Here is an 18,281-nt window from a genome sequence, read left to right as displayed (position 1 = left end):
CCCTGTCCTCTTACGAAACGACTGGATACCCTGCGTACTCGAGCCACGCGATGGAACGGCGTAGCCCCTCATCGAACGATACGACAGGAACGTAACCAAGTTCCACCTCGGCGCGAGCCCACGGCAGCCAGACCTCGCCCGTCTGCAGCAACGCCCGTTCCAATGAGACTTCGGGACCCCGGGCGGCCGCGCCGGAGGGCGGCGAGCGGCGTGCGCGATACGATTTCAGCCCGGCCCCGACCCCGACGCGGACCGGCCGCGGCAGAGCGCCCGCCAGCCCTTTGACCAGCTCCGAGCGCCGCAGCTGCTCCAGCTGCGAGGGCGGTGTGGGAACCTGCGCGGCGGCGGCCGGCATGTCGGGCAGGGAATCCAGGTCGACGCCCAGCGCCGCGGCGATGGGGCCATACAGATCGCGCCAGCTGGGCTGCTCGCGGTCGCCCAACAGATAGGTCCGTCCGTCCGCGCGGTCCGCGCTCGCCGCGAGCCCGATCGCATGGACGAGGTTGTCGACATAGATAGAGTTACAGGCGCCGCGCGCGCCGGCGACGACATAGGCCTCGCCGGCCAGCAGCTCGTCGGCCCAGCCCCCGACCCACTGCGAGCGCGGTCCGAACACGATGCCGGGGCGCAGCACTACGGTCTCCACCGCGCCGCCGCGGCGCAGCTCGGCCAGCAGCCGCTCGGCGCGGACCTTGGCGTTGTTGTAGTCCATCGGCTGACGGTCGCTGAGGACGCTGTCCTCGTCGACGCCGGCGGCGGGCGCCTGGCCATGAACCGAGGCGCTGCTCAGATAGATCAACCGTCGAACGCCGGCGTCCTGGGCGGCGCGGTAGATCGGCTCGACGGCGCCGACGATGGTCTGCGGATCCCCCGCGACGGCCGAGACCACCACGTCGCAGCCCTCCAGCGCGGCGGCCATGGCGACGCGGTCGCCGGCGTCGGCCACCCGCACGTCCAGATCGAAACGCCGCGGCAGGGCTGCGGCGCTGGCGCGGCGCACGATCGGGCGCACCTGGGCTTGGCCCGAGAGATGCAGCATTTCGACGGCGCGGTTTCCGACGAAGCCGTTGGCGCCGACAATGGCGATGCAGGTCATGCCGCGCGCCCGCCGTCGATCCACGGCTCGGCCATCGGTTGGCGGCGCGCATAGCAGAGATCGATCAGCCGCAGGGCCTCGACACCCGGCGTCTGCCCCCGGCCGACGCTGGCGGGACCGGCGATGGCCGCGCGCAGCTGGGCGGTGAAGGCGTCCTGGAACTCGCCGGCGCCTTCCAGGATCAAGGCCGCGGTCTGCCCGTCCAGGCGCAGTTCCAGTCGGTCCGTCTCATAAGGCGTCCAGGCGATGGCACCGGACGCGCCATTGAAAACGAAGCGGTTGGGCCGCGCCCAGTCGCGGCTGAGGCGGGCGTTCGCCCGCACGCCGGCGAAATCCAGTTCGACCCGCGCATTGGCCTCGACGCCGCCGCGGGCGTCGTCGGCGCAGGAGACCAGCTGCGGCTCCCCCAGCCAGCCGATCAGCAGGTCGAAGACGTGGGGCCCGAGATCGCGCAACACCCCCCCGCCGCTCTCGGCGCGGCTGAAGTAGCGTGGCGAGCTCACCGGCCAGTCGAACGGGCCGCCCTCGAAGACGTCCACCGAAATCAGCTCGCCGATCACCCGGCGCCGCAGAAGATCGGCGATGGCGCGCACCGACGGGAACTGCCGGCGCATCAGCCCCTCGGTCAACGGCCGGCCGGCGGCCTGCGCGGCGGCCGTCATCGTCGCCGCCTCGTCCCCGGACATCGCCAGCGGCTTCTCGCAATGCACCGCCAATCCCTTGGCGAGGGCCGCAAGGGTCTGTTCGGCATGGCGGCGCGGCGGGGAAGCGACCAGGACCAGGTCGAGCCCGGCGGCCAGCAGCTCATCATAGCTTGCGCACGCGCGCGCCTCGGGCAGGCGATCGCAGATCGCCTGCATCGCTGCGACGTCGGGATCGAAGACAGCGACCAACCGGGTCTCCCCGGCGGCCGCCAGTGCGGTCAGCGCGGGCACGTAGTAACGCGCGCTGACCGCACCGCATCCCGACAATCCGATACGGATCATGCAGCTTCCGCGTTACCGGCCGCGGAGCCGGCGCTCAGGGCGATGCCCGCGGCGCGCCGCAGCACGCCCGGGGTCGCACTCATCCTGACCGCCTCCAGCAAGTGCGCCTGCATCCCCTGCCGATCTCCGCTGCGCGCGAACCTGCGGGCATTGTTGAGGGCGGTGTCGGCATAGGTCAACCGAGCCCGGCGGGCGATTTCCCGCGCCCGATCCGCCGGCAGATACGGCGTGAACATCTCGATGGCGCGGCGCGTATAGCCAAGCTCCTCGGCCATGCGGAAGTGGCGGCCGGTGTTCGACTCCTGGTGCATGCGATAGCCGGCCAGCACCTCGGGCTCGTACCAGACCGGATAGCGCGCGGCGATGCGCACCCACATCTCCCAGTCCTCGGAACAGACGAGCCGCGGATCGAAGCCGCCCAACTCTTCGTAGACCTCGCGCCGGACAGTGATCGACGGGGTCATGATCCGCTGTTCCTCGGCCAGCCGCTCGACGCCGCCCGCCAAGACGCCGGCCCGCGGCTGCTCTGCGTCCGGAATGGACAGCTCACGGCCCTCGCCGTCGATGTAGCGATGCCGGCAGAACGCCGCGCCGACGTCCGGGGAGCTCTCGAAGCCTTGCTGCAATGCCCGATAGAAGCCCGGCTCGACGCGATCGTCGCCATGCAGCAGGTGCACGTAACGCCCGCGCGCCCGGGTCAGGCACGTCGCGAAGTTGAGGATGTGCCCGACGTTCTGGGGCTGTCTGAAAAAGCTCACGCGATCGCCGCCTACCGCACGAACGACCGCTTCGGGGTCGTCGACCGAGCCGTCGTCGACGACCTCGATCTGCATATCGTCGGGACCTGGCGCCTGATCGAGCACGCTGCGCAGGGTCTCGGCGAGATAGCCGGCGCAGTTATAGGTCGGGATCATCACCGACCAGTCCGGTCTTGGAAGGTTATCCATGATCGGTTCGATCTGGGCGCGCTGAAGGGAGGTGTTCATCGTCTTTCTCCGCTCCCCCACACGCGCCGGGATACGCGCAGCAAGCTGCGCGCGCTGAGCTGTCTGGCGCCGCCGGCGCGCAGCGCCCGCCAGAGACAGTCGCGGGCCATCGCGGTCTCACCACGCTCGGCGTAGACCTCGGCCCACTCGAAGAAGTAGCGGCTAGCGCCGCCGCGAGCGGCGCGCTGCTGATCGGGCGGCGAGACCGCCCGCATGCGCCGGTAGAACCCCTCGATGCGATCGAGCTTTTCCTGGCCCGGCAGCGACGAGAACATGCCGCCCGGATGCAGCCGGTAGCCGCCGATCGGCTCGTCCACGAAGGCGATCGGCCCCCACGCCGCACAGAGGATGTAGAGCGGCCAGTCGGTGATCGGGAAAAAGTCGGCGTACCAGTCGCCCAGTCCGCTCAGCGCCTCGCGCCGCATCATGCCGGCGCAGGTCGCGAACGGGTTGCCGTTCCAGAGATCGTCGACGCCGCTGAGCGCCTTCTGGTCGGCCGGCGTCCAGCGGCGCGACGGCGGCCCTTCGCCGTCGTCGATCATGGCATTGTGAAAGACGGCGGAGAGCGTCGGGTCGGCGTCGAGCAACTCGGCCTGATGCTGCACCTTGTCGTGATCGGTCCAGTAGTCGTCGCCGTCCAGCAGGCAGATATAGCGGCCGCGCGCGGCCCGGATCGCCCTGGCGACCACCTCGTTGGAGCGCAGGTTTTGCGGCGACATCAGCATGCGGATCTGCGGATGCCGGTCAACGTAACGGGCCAGGATCGTGCGTGTGGCGTCCGTCGAACTGTCCTCGCTGACAATCACTTCGACCCTCCTATCGGTGCGCTGGGCCAGCACACCGTCAAGAGCAGAGGAAATATAATCGGCGTGGTTATATGTAATTAAAAGAATACTGACATCCGGGTCGTCGTCATTTGTTACAATTGACAACCCATGCGATAATTCTGACGCCATATATCGCCCCGATAATGTGTGATATCGGCCGGCTACAGCTCAGCCAGGCCACACTCAACTATCGCGCGCCCCCACGCGTCGGCGATGAGAGCAATCTTCGCTATGAGATATTAAAAATTCCCCCAACCCGTGCAGCAAAGTTTATCCGGGTTTCATGGGAGGCGAGCCGCCGCTCGCGTGTAGTTGGGTGAAGAAGAGTCCAGGCAATGATTTCCCGCGAAGGCGGTGCGAAATCGACCTCGACTGTAACCGCTCAGAAACCCCTGACGGCTAAGGTGTGCATTCCATCGGAATTCTCCGAAATGGAGAATGACGTTTTTTCTGGATGTATCCGATCGTAAATCGACTAATGTACAGTCTATAAGTCTCGGATTATCGCGTACCTTTGGCTCCACCCCTTTTCGGGAAGTCGACGGCCCTAGTCAGCGGGTTGTCGAGCCGGCTTGTTGCTGGGTGGTGCTTGGCTCTACCGTTCACAACTGGGGGTGAATGTGGGAAAGGCAGTACTCGTTGCCGGTGGGTGTGGCTTCCTTGGCTCGCACCTGATCGATCGCCTCCTGCTGAGGTCTGATGTCGACCGCATCGTCGTGGTCGACAACCTTTGGACCGGCACGCGGGACAATCTCAAGCATATCTCGGATCCGCGCCTCCACCTTGAGGTCGCGTCGGCGGAGCACTTCTCCACCTCCGAGCGCTTTGACGAAATCATCCACCTCGCCTCGCCGGCCTCGCCGCCGTGGTACATGCGCGACCCGGTCGGCGTCATTCAGGCCAACCTCGGCGGCGCGCTGAACCTGCGCAACCTGCTGGCCAAGGGCGGCCGCTTCTCGTTCGCCTCCACGTCCGAGGTCTATGGCGATCCGCTGATCTCGCCGCAGCCCGAGCACTATCGCGGCTCGGTCGACTGCACGGGCCCGCGCTCGTCGTACGACGAAAGCAAGCGCTGCACGGAGTCGCTGCTGTTCGAGTGCCGCCGCGTCTACGGCATCGACATCCGCATCGTGCGCCTGTTCAACGTTTATGGCCCGCGCACCCGGATCGACGATGGTCGGGCGGTGTCGAACTTCCTCGGCCAAGCGCTGACTACCGGCAAGCTCACCGTCTATGGCGACGGCCTGCAATCGCGCAGCTGGGGGTATGTCGACGACATCATCGACGCGCTCGAACGCTATTTCTGGCGCGACCAGGTCAACTATCCGGGCCCGCTCAACGTCGGCAACGACCGCGAGATCTCGGTGCTGGAAGTCGCCGAGTACATCACCAAGCTGGTGCCCGGCTCGTCGATCGAGTTCCTGCCGCCTGTCCCGCAGGACCCGACCAACCGCCGGCCCGACCTGACCCGCATGAACCAGATCCTGCCCGGCTGGTCGGCCGACATCCCCTACGAGGACGGGATTCGCCGCACCCTCGAATGGTTCAAGCTGCAGATCGGCCAGCAGAAGACCGTGCCGCCGCTCGCGCCCGCGCCGCTGCTCATGGGTCCTAACTAACGGGGCGTCCCACCATGCGCGGATCGTACGCGGCGTCGAGCGCAGCCAGGCTTCTGAACCTTTGAAGCCGGCGCCTCGAATCCCAGGCCGTGTCGACCTCGGTGTCGGAATAGGCGTCGAAGTGGCGCGGGTCGATCACCCGCTCCACGTCCCCGCCGCTCCGACGGCCCAGGTAGACGAACGCCAGACGCGCCTGCTCAACAAGCTTGAGCGGGGCGCCCAGCGGGTCATGCGCGAACGCCTCGCCGACGGCGCCCAGCGCTTCGCGCGCCAGGCCGCGCCGGGCGCGGTTGCGGGCGTACTCGGCGAAGAAGGTGGCCATCCGCCGCCGCGCCAGATTGCGCGCCGTGTCATCGAGCTCCGGCCACATCACCCGGTACATCTGGATGTGCGAGCGGATCATGCGCCCGACGTCCTCGGTCATCGCCCCGTCGGTTCGGCGGTAGCCGGTCAGGTAGGCCGGCACGCAGGCGAACTGGTGCTTCAGCGCGACCTGCAGCTGGATCAGGTAGTCTTCGCACCCCTGGGCGTTCGCGGCGTTGAGCCCCGGATCGTAGCGCAGGTCGCCCAGCGCGCTGCGCCGGATCAGCGGCGTGCTGCCGTTGGAGACGAAGTTCCAGTCGAGATGCCGGTACAGCACCCAGCCCTCCACCACCGGTGCGGCGGAGGCGTCGATGATGCGGCCGGACGTGTCGATGCGGCGGTACCAGTTGTAGACGAGGCCCAGGCTGGCCGGCCCGTTCGTGAAGCGCTCGAGCTGCAGCCGCAACTTGTCCGGATGCCACAGATCGTCGGCGTCCAGCGGCGCGATGAAGTCGCCGCGCGCCGCGTCGATGCCGGTGTTGCGCGCCGCCGCCACCCCGCCGTTCGGCTTGGAAATCACCCGCACCCGGGCGTCCTGCGCCGCGAAGGACTCCGCCATCGCGCGGGTGTCGTCCTTCGACCCGTCGTCGACGACGATGACCTCGAGTTCGGCGTGGGTCTGCCGCAGCGCCGACCGCAGCGTTTCAGCCAGGGTCGGGGTGGCGTTGTATGCGGGCACGACGACAGAGATCAGGTTCGGCATGATCCAACTTCACGGTGAAAACGTGCAGATTTCGAACTACACTATACAAATACCTTTGATCGCCTTCGGCCTAGAGCCAATGTGCTGGTGAGCGGGAGTCATTGTGCGTATCGCCTTTGTCTCGCTGGGAAGTCCTTTCAACCGCTCCTCTTGGAGCGGCATTCCCTATTACGCGCTGCGCGAATTGAGCCGGCGCTTCAACGACCTCACCGTCATCGACACCCCGCGACTCGATGAGAGCCTGCGCTACGCCTCCAGCCTGGCGGCGATCGGCGTGCTGGTGTCGCGCGAGCCCGTGGTCACCCGCGCCTTCGGCCACTGGCTCGACAAGCGGCTGACCGAAACCGACGCCGACGCGGTGATCTCGATCGGCGCGGCCCACAAGGTCGCCTACATCGATCCCAAGTGGCCGGTGCTGCATGTCGCCGACGCCCTGTTCGGCCCGCTGGTCGACTACTATCCGAAGTATCGGCCGCTCAACGGGCGCAGCCGGCGCATCGGCAACGCGCTGCAGCGGCACCTGATCAATCGCAACCAGCCGATCATGCTGACCTCCGACTGGGCGGCGCGGTCGGCGGCCGAGTACTACGACGTCCCGACCGAGCGGTTCGGCGTGGCCCCGCTGGGCGCGAACTTCGACGTCGAACCGGCCGCCTACACCCGCGCGTCCCAAGGCGACAAGCTGAAGCTCCTGTTCGTCGGCTATGACTGGCCGCGCAAGGGCGGCGCCCTGGTGCTGCAGGTGTTCCGCGAGTTGCGCCGGCACATCGGCGACGCGGAACTGCACATCGTCGGCTGCAAGCCCGCCGAGACTTTCGGCGTCGCCGGAGTGGTCCATCACGGGCATCTCAGCAAGACCGACCCCGAACAGGCGGCGCAGCTGGAGAACCTGTTCCGCACGTCGTCCTTCCTGTTCATGCCCAGCCAGCAGGAGGCCTTCGGACTGGTCTACTGCGAGGCCTGCGCCTTCGGTCTGCCATCGGTCGCCCGCGACACCGGCGGGGTCAGCGCCATCGTCCAGAACGGCTCCAACGGCCTGCTGTTCGCGGCCGACGCCGAGGTCCAGGACTACGTGAACGGCATCCGAGAGATCTGGGCCGACGAGCCCCGCTATCTGGCCATGACCCGCGCGGCCCGCGCGGCGTTCGAGAACCGTCTGCGCTGGAACGTCTGGGGCGCGACGGTCGAGGCGGAGATCCGCGCCCTGGGGAGGAAGGTCAATGGCGATTGAGGCCGGTCGGGCCAAGCCCGCCATCCTGGTCAGCGGCGGCGCCGGCTACATCGGCAGCCACGCGGTCCTGGAACTGCTCGACGCCGGTTATCCGACCGTCGTCATCGACAACCTGGTCACCGGCTTCCGCTGGGCTGTCGATCCGCGCGCGACCTTCGTCGAGGGCGCCATCGACGACGACGCGCTGGTCCGCCGCACGCTTCGCGAACACGGCGTCGCCGGGGTGCTGCACTTCGCCGGGTCCACGGTCGCGCCGGAGTCGGTCTCCGACCCGCTCAAGTATTATCGCAACAACACCGCGGCCAGCCGCGCGCTGCTGGAGAGCGTGATCGGCGAGGGCATCCGCCACTTCGTCTTCTCGTCGACCGCCGCCGTCTATGGCGTGACGCCCGAACGGCCGGTGACCGAGCGCGATCGGGTCGAACCCGAGACCCCCTACGGCCGTTCCAAGCTCATGACCGAGCGGATGCTGGCCGACGTCGCCGCCGCGAAGGCGGACTTCAACTATTGCGCGCTGCGCTACTTCAATGTCGCCGGCGCGGACGCTCTTGGCCGGGCCGGTCCGTCGGGCATCGGCGCGACCCACCTGATGAAGGCCGCGGTCGAGGTGGCGGTCGGCAAGCGCGACGCGCTCATCGTCCACGGCGACGACTTCGCCACCCACGACGGCACCGGCGTGCGCGACTACATCCACGTCAGCGACCTGGCCGCCGTGCACATCCTCGCCCTCCAGCGTCTGTTCGACGAGCCGGGCGTCAGCCACGTGCTCAACTGCGGATACGGCCGCGGTCATTCGGTGCTCGACGTGGTCGGCGCGGTCAGCGCCGCGGCCGGCCGCCAGATCCCCTATGTCATCGGCGGCCGCCGCCCCGGCGATCTCGGCTCGGTCATCGCCGACAATGCGCGCATCCGCACCGAATTCGCCTGGCGGCCGCGCTACGACGAACTGTCGGTCATCGTCGCCGACGCCCTGCGCTGGGAGCAGGAACTGGATCGGCGTAGAGCCTGAGCATGTCTGAGCCAGATCCCCCCAGGTTGGAGCGTCTGCTGCAACTGGGGATCTTGCGGCTCCGCGAGCACTTCCTGCATCACGCCGAGCAGATCTTCCGCCAGATGCTGGCCGAGACCCCCGAGCATCCGCACGCCCAGCGGTTCCTGGGCGTGACGCTCTTCAAGCTCGGCCGACGCGACGAAGGCGTCGAGCTCCTGCGCCAGGCCACCGCCGATCCCGACACCCCGCCCAAGGCCTGGGGCGACCTGGCCGCCGCCCTGCATCGGATGGGCGCCGACGACGAGGCGGCCAAGGCCTACGGCCGCGCCGTGCACGGGCCGCCCACGCCGCCGCCGGCCGATATCGCCTTCGCCACCGAGCGGGCGGTGCACGAGTTCAAGCTCTCGGACTATCCGTATCGCGCCGTGGTGCGCTACGGCGCCGGACGCCCCTCGCACCCGCGTCTGATGGAGCTCATCGACTCGCGGCGCGACAACTACCTCCAGCAGTTCGCAGCTGTCGCCGAGATCCAGGCCGACTTCGCCGACATCGCCTGGAACGGCCACTACGACTCCACCGAACCGTTCTGGATGAACGGCTGGTTCCCGCCCCTCGACGGCATGATCCTGACCAGCATGCTGCGCCAGTCCAACCCCAACCGCTTCGTCGAGGTCGGGTCGGGCGTCTCGACCAAGTTCGCGCGCCGCGCCGTGCGCCGCTACGGCCTGCGGACCAAGCTGATCTCCATAGACCCCCAGCCGCGCAACGAGATCGACGGGATCTGCGATCAGGTCCTGCGCAAGCCGCTCGAGACATGCGATCCGGCGATGTTCGACGTGCTCGACCCTGGCGACGTCTTCTTCCTGGACTCGTCGCACCGCGCCTTCCAGGGCTCGGACGTCACCGCCTTCTTCCTCGATATCCTGCCGCGCCTGAAGCCAGGCGTGATCGTCCAGATCCACGACATCTACCTCCCAGACGATTACATCGGCGGCCACGTCGAGCGGCTCTGGAACGAGCAATACCTGCTGGCCGCGGCGCTGCTGTTCGGTTCGGGCGCGTTCGAGATCCTGTTCCCGGCCTGGTACGCGGGCCAGGACCCGGCGCTGTCCGATCACGCCGCCGGCCTGTTCCGGGGCGGTCCGCTTGAGGGTTTGAACCTCTACGGCGCGTCCTTCTGGCTGCGCAAAGTCTAGCAGCCCGCTTCCGCACATTGCCAGGCTTGGCCGCCGCGGGCAGGTTGCGCGGCCCGGTCGCCCAGCCGCAGGGCCGCCGCTTCAAACACCATGCGGCCAGGGAGATTCCATCGATGTCAGGCGCCCAAGCTTCCTCGCCGGCCAGCGAACTCGACCGTCTGCGCGAGGCCGCCTGCGAGGCCTGGATCTATGGTCTGCCGCTCATCGAGATCGCCGCCACTCGTGGCAGCAGCGTCGGCTTCGGCGGATCGCTGAACACCTTCGGCCACATGCGCAACCTGGCCAATCACAAGATGCGGGCGGTCACCACGCCCAATAACGACACCCTCTACACCAGCGCCCAGATCGACCTCAGCGAAGGCCCGGTGACGATTTCGCTGCCGGCCTCGGGCGAGCGCTATCTCTCGCTGGCCTTGATGGACGCCTACACCAACAACTTCGCGATCCTCGGCACCCGCACCACCGGTCCGGACGCCGTGACCTTTCGCCTGATCGGCCCGCAGGACACCAGCGAGGGCCCCAACACCCTGCGCTCGCCGACCAACCACGTCTGGGCCCTGGCCCGCATCCTGGTCGACGGTCCGTTCGACCTGGAGGCCGCCCGCGCCGTCCAGGCCGGCATCTCGCTGCAGGGACCGCCCGCCTCGGCCGCGCCCGTCTACGCCCGCCGCAGCGCGCCGTGGAACGAGTACTTCGCCAGCCTCGACGCCCTGCTGGTCGCCAATCCGCCGCCGGTCACCGATCTGGCGCTGCTGCGCCGGATCGCCGTGCTCGGCCTCGGCGGCGGCGCGTTCGACGCTTCGCGCTTCAGCGCCGACGAGGCGGCGGCCATCGAGGCCGGCATCGCCCAGGGCCGGACCATGATCCGCACCTCCGGCATCGGCGGCGTGAACTGGGTCGACGGCTGGTCCTATCCGCGCTCCGACCTCGGCGACTTCGGCCAGAGCTACGGCTACCGGGCCGCGGTCGCGCTGGCCGGCCTCGCGGCCTTGCCGCCAGTCGAAGCGATGTACATGCGCGGCAAGGGCGAGAGCCGCGGGCTCTATGACGGCGCCAAGTCCTGGCGCCTGCATTTCCCGGCCGACCGCCTGCCGGCGGTGGACAGCTTCTGGTCGCTCAGCCTCTACGAGGCGACGCCCGAGGGGCAGTTCTTCTTCACCGACAACCCGATCGACCGCTACGCGATCGGCGACCGCACCTCGGGCCTGACCTACAATGAGGACGGTTCGCTCGACATCTGGATCGGCCACGCCCATCCGGGCGAGGGACGCGAGAGCAACTGGCTGCCGGCCCCCGATGGCCCGTTTGCTCTCTTCATGCGCGCCTACCTGCCCAAGGCGGCGATGCTCGAAGGCGACTATCGCCTGCCGCCGGTGACCGCCGCCTAGACGTTCGTCGTGAGTGGGGGGCCCTAGTGCACCCGCTCGAAGTGGCCGCAGAGGCGCTCGACCGCGTAGACCGTGGTCCGCAGTTCGCGGGTCAGGACCGGGTTGAGCGTCTCGTCCGGGTCGACCACCCATAGCTCGCTGTTTTCGGCGCAGGTCGCCAGCAGCACGCGCAGCGCCAACATCAGATCTTCCCAGATCGAACGGTCGTTGTCGGGCGCGCCGTCCGGGTCCGACACGAACATCAGGTCGGCGAAGCGACGCATCGCCCGCGACGCGTGGGCGACGTCCATGGCCAACGCGCTGGCCTGGAACTGCGGCGCGGTCATCAGGCGGCCGAGCTCCCCGGGGGAAGCGCCGGCCCACAGCAGGCCCTCGTTGAGGCGATGCAGCGACTCGCTCAGCCGCAGCAGCCAGTAGGTCAGCTGGTCCTGCTGCGAGAGGCCCAGATAGGGCGTGTCCACGAACGCCGCCACGTCAGGGCTTGTCCGCCGGAGGGCCGCTGGCGAGACACCGCTTGAGGGCGAATCCCAGCGACAAAACCATGAAAAGCCAGACGAACGACAGGCCGGCGATATAGGCGGCGATACTCATGGAAACACACAGGGGTAGACGAAACTCGCCCCATGGGTAGTCCAGGACCCTGGCCGACAGGTGTAAACTTCCGGCGCATTTACACTTGTTTACCGGCCCAAGCCGGACCATGGCTGTAGTTCTCTATGTGGCGCTGATCATTTGCGGCGTCGATGACGATCTCGATCGAGCATGCGTATGAGAATTGCGGCGTTGGAAGACGACGACGCCCAGAGAGAGGCGATCGCTCGCCTGTTGGTGAGCGGCGGGCATAACTGTCAGTGTTTTCATTTGGCCACGCCGCTGATCGCGGCGCTGCGTCGGGAAACCTTTGACCTGCTTGTGCTCGACTGGAACCTGCCCGACATGAGCGGGCTGGACGTGGTCGCATGGGCGCACAAGAACCTGACGCCCTGCCCGCCGATCCTGCTGCTGACCAGCCGCTCGGCCGAAGCCGACGTCGTCGCCGGCCTGAACGGCGGCGCCGACGATTATGTGGTCAAGCCGGTGCAGTCGGGCGTCCTGCTGGCCCGCGTCAACGCCCTGCTCCGCCGCAGCTATCCCGATCGCGCCACCGGCGGGATCGAGACCCATGGCGAGTACCGCTTCAATCTCCCGGCCGAGCAGGTCACCCGCAACGGCGAGCCGGTGCCGCTGACCGCCAAGGAGTTCGGCCTGGCGCTGCTGATGTTCCGCAACGTCCACCGGGCGCTGTCGCGCGGCCACATTCTCGAGGCGATCTGGGGCCGCAACCCCGACCTGCCGACCCGCACGCTCGACATGCACATCTCGCGCATCCGCTCCAAGCTGGAGTTGCGCCCGCAGAACGGCTACCGCCTGGCGCCGGTCTACAGCTACGGTTACCGGCTGGAACGGCTGACCGAAGAGGCTCCGGAAGAGGCGGCGGAATGATCTGGAAATCGGCGGCGGTCGCCGGCCTGGCGCTGCACGCGCTCGCCGTGGCGCCCGCCCTCGCGGCCGAGCCGGTCGAACGCTACGTCGTCCAGCCGGGCGACACGCTCTACGAACTGGGCCGACGCTACTTCGCCGGCGGCGACTACCGCGCCGTCCAGCGCCTGAACCGCATCGCCGATCCGCGCCGGCTGAAGGTCGGCAGCCAGCTCAAGGTGCCGGCGCGCCTCCTGCAGGTCACCCCGATCGAGGCCCGCGTCGCCGGCTTCCGCGGGGCGGTCACCGTCACCGCCGGCGGCCGCACCCTGCCGGTCTCCACCGGCATGATGCTCAAGGAGGGCGCGGTCGTCGCCACCGGGCCCAACGCCTTCCTGCGTCTCGACCTGCCTGACGGCACGCACCTGTCGCTGCCTTCGCAGAGCCGGGTGCGGCTGGGCAAGATGACGCTCGTCGAGATGACCGGGGTCGTCCGCCGCGACCTGCAGGTCCAGGGCGGGCGGCTGGAATCCGACGTCACCCCGCTGCGCGATCCTCGCGACAGCTACACCGTGCGTACGCCGATGTCGGTCTCCGCCGTGCGCGGCACCGAATTCCGCGTCGCCTATGACGAACAGGCCGGCCGGGCCAGCACCGAGGTCCTCGAGGGTCTGGTCGCGGTCAGCGCCGATCACGACGGCGCCGACGTCTCCGCCGCCCATGGCGCGGTCGCCACCGCCGACGGCGTCTCCGATCCGATCGTCCTTGCGCCGGCGCCGGCCCTCGCTGAGCCGGGCAAGGTGCAGGACGAGCAGGCGGTGCGCTTCCAGATCGCCGCGCCGGCCGCGACCCGCGGCTACCACGTGCGCCTGGCCATGGACGCCGGCTTCGTCGAGGTGCTCGAGGAGACCGCCGCAGACGGCCAGACGGTGGCGCTCGGCGACCTGCCGGACGGCGTTTACTTTCTGCGGCTGACGGCGCTGGACGACAACGGCCTGCTCGGCCTGCCCGCCACCTACGCCTTCCAGCGGCGCCTCAACACCCTGCGCGCCGACACGCCCATCGCCTCGCGCGACGGCGGCGTGCGACGCTACAAGTTCCGCTGGCAGGCCGGCGGCGCCGGCGAGCGCACCTACCGGCTCCAGCTCCTGCGCGAGGGCGCAGACGCGCCCGTCGTCGACGAGGCCGGCCTGACCCTGCAGGAATTGACCGTCACCGACCTGGCGCCCGGCGTGTACAACTGGCGCGTGATGTCGCGGACCTTCGCGGGCGGGGGCTACTACGAGAAATGGACGCCCCTCGAGCGGTTCGAAATCGGCCGTTGAGCCCGCGCGCCGGCAAGCCTGCGGCCTGGTCCGCGCGCCGGCGGGTGATCGCCGAGTGGGCGCTGGTGGCGCTGGCGGTCTCGGCCCTGGTCGCGGTCCTGGTGCTGACCCGGGCGACCGAGCGCGCCGACAACGTGGTTTTCGACACCGTCTCGGGCTGGGGCGTGCGCGCGCCGCACGAGGACATCGTCGTCGTCGCCATCGACAACCGCAGCATCGCCGAGCTCGGCCGCTGGCCGTGGCCGCGCGCCCGCCACCAGGCGCTGCTTGAAACCCTGGCCGGCTACGGCCCGCGCGCCGTCGCCTACGACGTGCTGCTGGTCGAGCCCGACCCGACGCCCGGCGCCGACGCGGCCCTGGCCGGGGCGCTGACCGCCGGGCCGCCGGTCTTCCTGCCGCTGACCTTCGACGTTCCCGGGCCGAACGGCGCGCCCTTCGAAGTGCTCGCGCCGATCGCGCCGCTGGCCGCCGGCGCCGCCGGCCTTGGCCAAGTCAATGTGGACTTCGACAGCGACGGCGTCATCCGCCGCACCTACATGCTCGAGCGCGACGGGCCCCGCGCCTGGCCGCACCTGATGGCCTTCATGCAGGCCGCCGCCGAAGGCGCCGCGCCTCCCGCCAGCGCCGGCGCGGCGCCGGGCCCGGCCCGCGCCCCGCTGATCCGGGAAGAGCCGCTGCTGATTTCGTTCGCCGGCCCGCCCGGCCATTTCCGCACCGTCTCCTTCGTCGACGTCGTCAACGGCGCCACGCCGGCCGACTTTCTGAAGGACAAGCTGGTCCTGGTCGGCGCCACGGCCGACGGCCTCGGCGACCGCTACGCCACGCCGCTCTCGCACCACACCGAGATCATGTCCGGCATCGAGCTGCAGGCGAACCTGCTCGACACCCTGCTGACCGGGCGCGCCATCGCCCCGGCCGGCCCCGGCCAGTTGCTGGCCTTCTCGCTGACCCCGCTGGTCCTGGCGCTGGCCGGCTTCCTGCTGCTGCGGCCGCGCGCCAACCTGCTGCTCGGCGGCGGCCTGCTGGCCGCGACCATCGTCGCCAGCGCGGTGCTGCTGCTCCAGGCCCAGGTCTGGGCCCCGCCCACCGCCGCCCTGGCCGGTCTGTTGCTGGTCTATCCGCTGTGGAGCTGGCGGCGGCTGGAGGCGACCAGCGCCTACATGCTGCAGGAGCTGCGCGCCTTCTCCCAGGAGCCCGACCTGCTTTCGGCCCTCGCCCAGCGCCGCGGCGGCCCGCCGACCGACGTCATCGACCGCCAGGTGGCGCTGATGCACGCCGCCATCGACCGCGCCCGCGACCTGCGTCGCCAGGTGCTCGACACCCTGCAGGGCCTGCCCGACGCCACCCTGGTCACCGGCCTCGACGGCCAGGTGCTGATCGCCAACCGCGAGGCCGAGGCCCTGTTCGGCGGCGACCCGGTCGATCGCCCCGTCGCCGACCTCATCGCCGGCCTCTCGACGGAGGCGCCGGCCCTCGACATCGCCGCCGAGGCCGCCGACGTCGAGCTGTCGGTCCCCGACGGCCGCAGCTTCGCCATCCGCCGCACCTCGCTCAGCGAGGCCGGCGGCGCCCAGGTCGGCTGGATCGTCCGCTTCACCGACGTCACCGCCCTCAAGGACGCCGGCCGCCAGCGCGAACACATCCTCGAACTGCTGACCCACGACATGCGCTCGCCGCAGGTCTCGATCCTGACCCTGCTCGGCAGCTCCGAGGCCAAGGCCGCCGTCGCCGCCCCGGTCGCCGACCGCATCGCCGGTTATGCGCGGCGCACCCTGTCGCTGGCCGACAACTTCGTGAACCTGGCCCGCGCCGAGGCCGACGCCTATGCCGTCGAGGTGCTCGATCTCGGCGACGTGCTGCTGGACGCGGTCGACGACCTCTGGCCGCAGTCCTCGGCCCGCCAGGTGAGCGTCGTCGCGGCCGAGACGGACGGCGAGGTCCTGGTCGAAGGCGACCGCGCGCTGCTGACCCGGACGCTGATCAACCTCGTCGACAACGCCATCAAGTATTCGCCGCCGGGCGGCCGCGTCGACTGCGCGGTGCGGGTCGAGGGCGAAACGGCGTTCTGCACCATCGCCGACCAGGGCGAGGGCATGACCCCGGCCCAGGTCGACAACCTGTTCAAGCGCTTCCACCGCGTCCGCCCCAAGGGCGGCGAGCGGATCGACGGGGTCGGTCTGGGCCTCTCCTTCGTCCACGCGGTGGTTCAGCGGCACGGCGGGCGCATCGACTGCGCCAGCACCCTCAGCCAGGGCTCCAGCTTTACCGTCCGCCTGCCGCTGGCGCGCGCCTAGGGCGTCGGCACGGGCGCCAGCGCCGCCGCCACGGCGGTGTTCAGGCCCTCCGAGGCCTCGCCGCAGTCAGGCGCGCGGCCCTTGACGCTGGCGCGCACGCGATAAGCCTCGGCGCCGCTAGCCGCCTCCACGACCCGCGCCGTCAGCGTGCAGAGCTGGCGGCTGCGCGGCGCCCACCACGGGCGCTCCTGCGGCGGCGCCACCCACGCGGCCGGCGCGGCGTCGGCGGCCGGCCGGGGACCGGCGTAGGCGCCCACCATCTGCGGCCGCTCGCTGTAGCTCAGTTCAATCATATAGCCGTCGCCCGGAGTCTCGCGCACGGCCAGGCCCGCGGCCTGCAGCTTCTCGGCGACCGGTCGGCCGCCGACGTCGTCGGGCGCCAACGCCAGGCCGCGGACCCGCAGGTCCGGCCGCGCGCCGCTCTCGACCACGTCGATCTTGTTGGAAGCACAACCCGCCAGCAGCAAAGCGCCGACGCACGCGACCGAGGCTCTAATCATCTCGACCCAGACTTGGACATGCCCCGAGTATGGCGATTTCACCGGGCGAGTAAATCACGCGGCCGCCTCGCCCGGCGCAGGCTCCCCGCGCGCCAATTCCCGCTCAAGTCGCAGCCGCGGGCGGCGCCAGCAACAGCTGTCCGCAAGTTGCGGATATTGTGGGATTTGCAACCTCGCCGGAGCGGAGCCTCGATCTAAGGCTCCGCTTCAAATCGTCGCTTAACTCAGCCATAGGGCGAAAAATCCACCGAGACGCGTGAACGCGCTCAACCCGCGCAGCCCCGCGAGCACAACCGAGACTGAGGCCGCAAGGCGCCGATCCTGAGGCGAAATCGGCCGATATCTCGCCTTTCCGCCGCCTGCACGCCCCGATTTATTCGCCGAACAAAGCTTTCGGAGCGCGAGTACTCGAAAGCCGCAGAACGCGTTCGCTGAGCATGCTCGGCTGTCGTCGCCAATTGCGCCAACAGTACTCTTTTCAAAGGAGAATTATGGGCCTTAACTTCCTTGGAATCCAAGGCGATCCTCGGAGCCTTCACTCCGCCGGCGGACCTTTGGGTGAGGAGACCACAATGTCTGCTGAACCTTCAAACAAGACTCCCGATCCCATGGACGTGGCGCTCGGCGCGGCGGTCCGGATCCGGCGAAGGACAATCGGCATGTCGCAAGAAGCGCTTGCCGAGCAGTGCGGCGTAAGTTTCCAGCAGATCCAGAAATACGAGAACGGCGCCAACCGGATCTCGTTCTCCCGGCTCGTTCAGATTGCACGCGCGTTGCGATGCCGGGTTGTGGACCTGATGGACGTTCTGGACACCCCGGCCGGCGAAGGCGACGTCGACCTGCTCAGCCGGATGCGCACGCCAGGCGCCCTGGAGTTGCTGAGCGCCTTCGAACGCCTGCCGCAGGAAGCCAGGTCCTCCCTGGTCAATCTGCTGCGGGTGATGACCGACCCCGAGGCCGGCCAGCGGACGCGCCAGAAAGAAGTGGCCTAAACGAAACGAGCGCCGGCCTTTCGGACCGGCGCTCGTCGTCGCGTCTCTATAGTATCTGGCTTCTAGAGCGGCTTGAGATCGACCGCGGCGATCTTGCCGCGCTCCTCTCGCTCGACGAACTCCAGCTTCTGACCCTCGTCCAGGCCGCGCAGGCCCGCACGTTCGACAGCGGAGACGTGGACGAAGACGTCCTTGCCCCCATCATCCGGCTGGATGAAGCCGTAACCCTTGGTGGTGTTGAACCACTTGACCGTCCCGGTGGCCATAACGCTTTCGTCTCCCTGACTAGCGTCCAAACAGGACGCGCGCACAGCGCGCCCCGCAAC

At 69.0% G+C, this 18,281-nt stretch carries 17 protein-coding genes; 9 read left to right on the top strand and 8 right to left on the bottom strand.

The genetic code is table 11. From position 1 onward, the window contains the following. Positions 1-10: 10 nt before the first annotated feature. The 4 genes from ACSQ2H_RS04225 to ACSQ2H_RS04210 are packed head-to-tail and all read right to left on the bottom strand — an operon-like array spanning position 11 to position 4,024. Entirely contained in the window at positions 11-1,096 is a 1,086-nt protein-coding gene (locus tag ACSQ2H_RS04225) for an NAD(P)H-binding protein (RefSeq protein ID WP_436060207.1), read from the bottom strand. Then, complete coding sequence (locus ACSQ2H_RS04220) at positions 1,093-2,082, bottom strand: Gfo/Idh/MocA family protein (protein ID WP_436060206.1); 990 nt, start codon at positions 2,080-2,082, stop codon at positions 1,093-1,095. Before ACSQ2H_RS04220 ends, ACSQ2H_RS04225 begins: the two co-directional genes overlap by 4 nt. After that, positions 2,079-3,068 (bottom strand): glycosyltransferase, encoded by a 990-nt coding sequence (locus tag ACSQ2H_RS04215; protein ID WP_436060205.1) that lies wholly within the window; start codon positions 3,066-3,068, stop codon positions 2,079-2,081. Before ACSQ2H_RS04215 ends, ACSQ2H_RS04220 begins: the two co-directional genes overlap by 4 nt. Continuing rightward, positions 3,065-4,024 carry a glycosyltransferase gene (locus ACSQ2H_RS04210; protein ID WP_436060204.1) on the bottom strand — a complete coding sequence of 320 codons (960 nt, stop codon included), beginning with the start codon at positions 4,022-4,024 and terminating at the stop codon, positions 3,065-3,067. The genes ACSQ2H_RS04215 and ACSQ2H_RS04210 overlap by 4 nt, the downstream gene beginning before the upstream one ends. A gap of 491 nt (positions 4,025-4,515) precedes the next feature. On the opposite strand from ACSQ2H_RS04210, the gene ACSQ2H_RS04205 reads away from it, so the two are divergent. Further along, positions 4,516-5,514, top strand: a complete 999-nt coding sequence (locus ACSQ2H_RS04205) for an NAD-dependent epimerase/dehydratase family protein (RefSeq protein WP_436060203.1) — start codon at positions 4,516-4,518, stop codon at positions 5,512-5,514. On the opposite strand, the gene ACSQ2H_RS04200 is transcribed toward ACSQ2H_RS04205, so the two are convergent. Then, positions 5,507-6,580 (bottom strand): glycosyltransferase family 2 protein, encoded by a 1,074-nt coding sequence (locus ACSQ2H_RS04200; RefSeq protein ID WP_436060202.1) that lies wholly within the window; start codon positions 6,578-6,580, stop codon positions 5,507-5,509. The two genes, ACSQ2H_RS04205 and ACSQ2H_RS04200, sit on opposite strands and share 8 nt — an antisense overlap. A gap of 103 nt (positions 6,581-6,683) precedes the next feature. On the opposite strand from ACSQ2H_RS04200, the gene ACSQ2H_RS04195 reads away from it, so the two are divergent. From ACSQ2H_RS04195 to ACSQ2H_RS04180, 4 genes are all read left to right on the top strand, one after another. Then, positions 6,684-7,811 (top strand): glycosyltransferase family 4 protein, encoded by a 1,128-nt coding sequence (locus ACSQ2H_RS04195; protein WP_436060201.1) that lies wholly within the window; start codon positions 6,684-6,686, stop codon positions 7,809-7,811. Continuing rightward, positions 7,801-8,820, top strand: a complete 1,020-nt coding sequence (galE, locus tag ACSQ2H_RS04190; RefSeq protein ID WP_436060200.1) for a UDP-glucose 4-epimerase GalE — start codon at positions 7,801-7,803, stop codon at positions 8,818-8,820. The genes ACSQ2H_RS04195 and galE overlap by 11 nt, the downstream gene beginning before the upstream one ends. A 2-nt stretch (positions 8,821-8,822) precedes the next feature. Continuing rightward, a complete protein-coding gene (locus tag ACSQ2H_RS04185) occupies positions 8,823-9,998 on the top strand; it encodes a class I SAM-dependent methyltransferase (protein ID WP_436060199.1) in 1,176 nt (391 codons plus the stop codon). 113 nt (positions 9,999-10,111) lie between these two features. After that, positions 10,112-11,386, top strand: a complete 1,275-nt coding sequence (locus tag ACSQ2H_RS04180) for a DUF1254 domain-containing protein (RefSeq protein ID WP_436060198.1) — start codon at positions 10,112-10,114, stop codon at positions 11,384-11,386. 23 nt (positions 11,387-11,409) lie between these two features. Here ACSQ2H_RS04180 and ACSQ2H_RS04175 read toward each other — a convergent pair whose 3' ends face one another. Further along, positions 11,410-11,859 (bottom strand): hypothetical protein, encoded by a 450-nt coding sequence (locus ACSQ2H_RS04175; protein WP_436060197.1) that lies wholly within the window; start codon positions 11,857-11,859, stop codon positions 11,410-11,412. Positions 11,860-12,148: 289 nt separating this feature from the next. Between ACSQ2H_RS04175 and ACSQ2H_RS04170 the strand changes: the two genes are divergently transcribed. The 3 genes from ACSQ2H_RS04170 to ACSQ2H_RS04160 are packed head-to-tail and all read left to right on the top strand — an operon-like array spanning position 12,149 to position 16,463. Then, complete coding sequence (locus tag ACSQ2H_RS04170) at positions 12,149-12,868, top strand: response regulator transcription factor (RefSeq protein ID WP_246370814.1); 720 nt, start codon at positions 12,149-12,151, stop codon at positions 12,866-12,868. Beyond that, positions 12,865-14,169: a FecR domain-containing protein gene (locus tag ACSQ2H_RS04165; protein WP_436060196.1), complete on the top strand. Its 1,305-nt coding sequence runs from the start codon at positions 12,865-12,867 to the stop codon at positions 14,167-14,169. The genes ACSQ2H_RS04170 and ACSQ2H_RS04165 overlap by 4 nt, the downstream gene beginning before the upstream one ends. Continuing rightward, positions 14,166-16,463: a CHASE2 domain-containing protein gene (locus ACSQ2H_RS04160; RefSeq protein WP_436060195.1), complete on the top strand. Its 2,298-nt coding sequence runs from the start codon at positions 14,166-14,168 to the stop codon at positions 16,461-16,463. Before ACSQ2H_RS04165 ends, ACSQ2H_RS04160 begins: the two co-directional genes overlap by 4 nt. On the opposite strand, the gene ACSQ2H_RS04155 is transcribed toward ACSQ2H_RS04160, so the two are convergent. Beyond that, positions 16,460-16,963, bottom strand: a complete 504-nt coding sequence (locus ACSQ2H_RS04155) for a hypothetical protein (RefSeq protein WP_436060194.1) — start codon at positions 16,961-16,963, stop codon at positions 16,460-16,462. The two genes, ACSQ2H_RS04160 and ACSQ2H_RS04155, sit on opposite strands and share 4 nt — an antisense overlap. Before the next feature lie 572 nt (positions 16,964-17,535). Between ACSQ2H_RS04155 and ACSQ2H_RS04150 the strand changes: the two genes are divergently transcribed. After that, complete coding sequence (locus tag ACSQ2H_RS04150) at positions 17,536-17,955, top strand: helix-turn-helix domain-containing protein (RefSeq protein WP_436060193.1); 420 nt, start codon at positions 17,536-17,538, stop codon at positions 17,953-17,955. A 62-nt stretch (positions 17,956-18,017) separates the two neighbouring features. Here the strand turns inward: ACSQ2H_RS04150 and ACSQ2H_RS04145 are convergent, their stop codons facing one another. Continuing rightward, positions 18,018-18,221, bottom strand: coding sequence for a cold-shock protein (locus tag ACSQ2H_RS04145; RefSeq protein WP_436060192.1), 204 nt, complete (start codon positions 18,219-18,221; stop codon positions 18,018-18,020). Positions 18,222-18,281: the final 60 nt, after the last annotated feature.

This window comes from Phenylobacterium sp. LjRoot97 (assembly GCF_964254345.1).
GTDB lineage: Bacteria > Pseudomonadota > Alphaproteobacteria > Caulobacterales > Caulobacteraceae > Phenylobacterium.
Note: the sequence above shows the minus strand (reverse complement) of the source record. Positions and strands in the feature narration are given on the sequence as shown.

Bases quoted from the DNA above. Each gene is read 5' to 3' on its own strand.
- ACSQ2H_RS04225 (WP_436060207.1), bottom strand. From the start codon at position 1,096: ATGACCTGCATCGCCATTGTCGGCGCCAACGGCTTCGTCGGAAACCGC.
- ACSQ2H_RS04220 (WP_436060206.1), bottom strand. From the start codon at position 2,082: ATGATCCGTATCGGATTGTCGGGATGCGGTGCGGTCAGCGCGCGTTAC.
- ACSQ2H_RS04215 (WP_436060205.1), bottom strand. From the start codon at position 3,068: ATGAACACCTCCCTTCAGCGCGCCCAGATCGAACCGATCATGGATAAC.
- ACSQ2H_RS04210 (WP_436060204.1), bottom strand. From the start codon at position 4,024: ATGGCGTCAGAATTATCGCATGGGTTGTCAATTGTAACAAATGACGAC.
- ACSQ2H_RS04200 (WP_436060202.1), bottom strand. From the start codon at position 6,580: ATGCCGAACCTGATCTCTGTCGTCGTGCCCGCATACAACGCCACCCCG.
- galE (WP_436060200.1), top strand. From the start codon at position 7,801: ATGGCGATTGAGGCCGGTCGGGCCAAGCCCGCCATCCTGGTCAGCGGC.
- ACSQ2H_RS04185 (WP_436060199.1), top strand. From the start codon at position 8,823: ATGTCTGAGCCAGATCCCCCCAGGTTGGAGCGTCTGCTGCAACTGGGG.
- ACSQ2H_RS04180 (WP_436060198.1), top strand. From the start codon at position 10,112: ATGTCAGGCGCCCAAGCTTCCTCGCCGGCCAGCGAACTCGACCGTCTG.
- ACSQ2H_RS04170 (WP_246370814.1), top strand. From the start codon at position 12,149: ATGCGTATGAGAATTGCGGCGTTGGAAGACGACGACGCCCAGAGAGAG.
- ACSQ2H_RS04165 (WP_436060196.1), top strand. From the start codon at position 12,865: ATGATCTGGAAATCGGCGGCGGTCGCCGGCCTGGCGCTGCACGCGCTC.
- ACSQ2H_RS04155 (WP_436060194.1), bottom strand. From the start codon at position 16,963: ATGATTAGAGCCTCGGTCGCGTGCGTCGGCGCTTTGCTGCTGGCGGGT.
- ACSQ2H_RS04150 (WP_436060193.1), top strand. From the start codon at position 17,536: ATGTCTGCTGAACCTTCAAACAAGACTCCCGATCCCATGGACGTGGCG.
- ACSQ2H_RS04145 (WP_436060192.1), bottom strand. From the start codon at position 18,221: ATGGCCACCGGGACGGTCAAGTGGTTCAACACCACCAAGGGTTACGGC.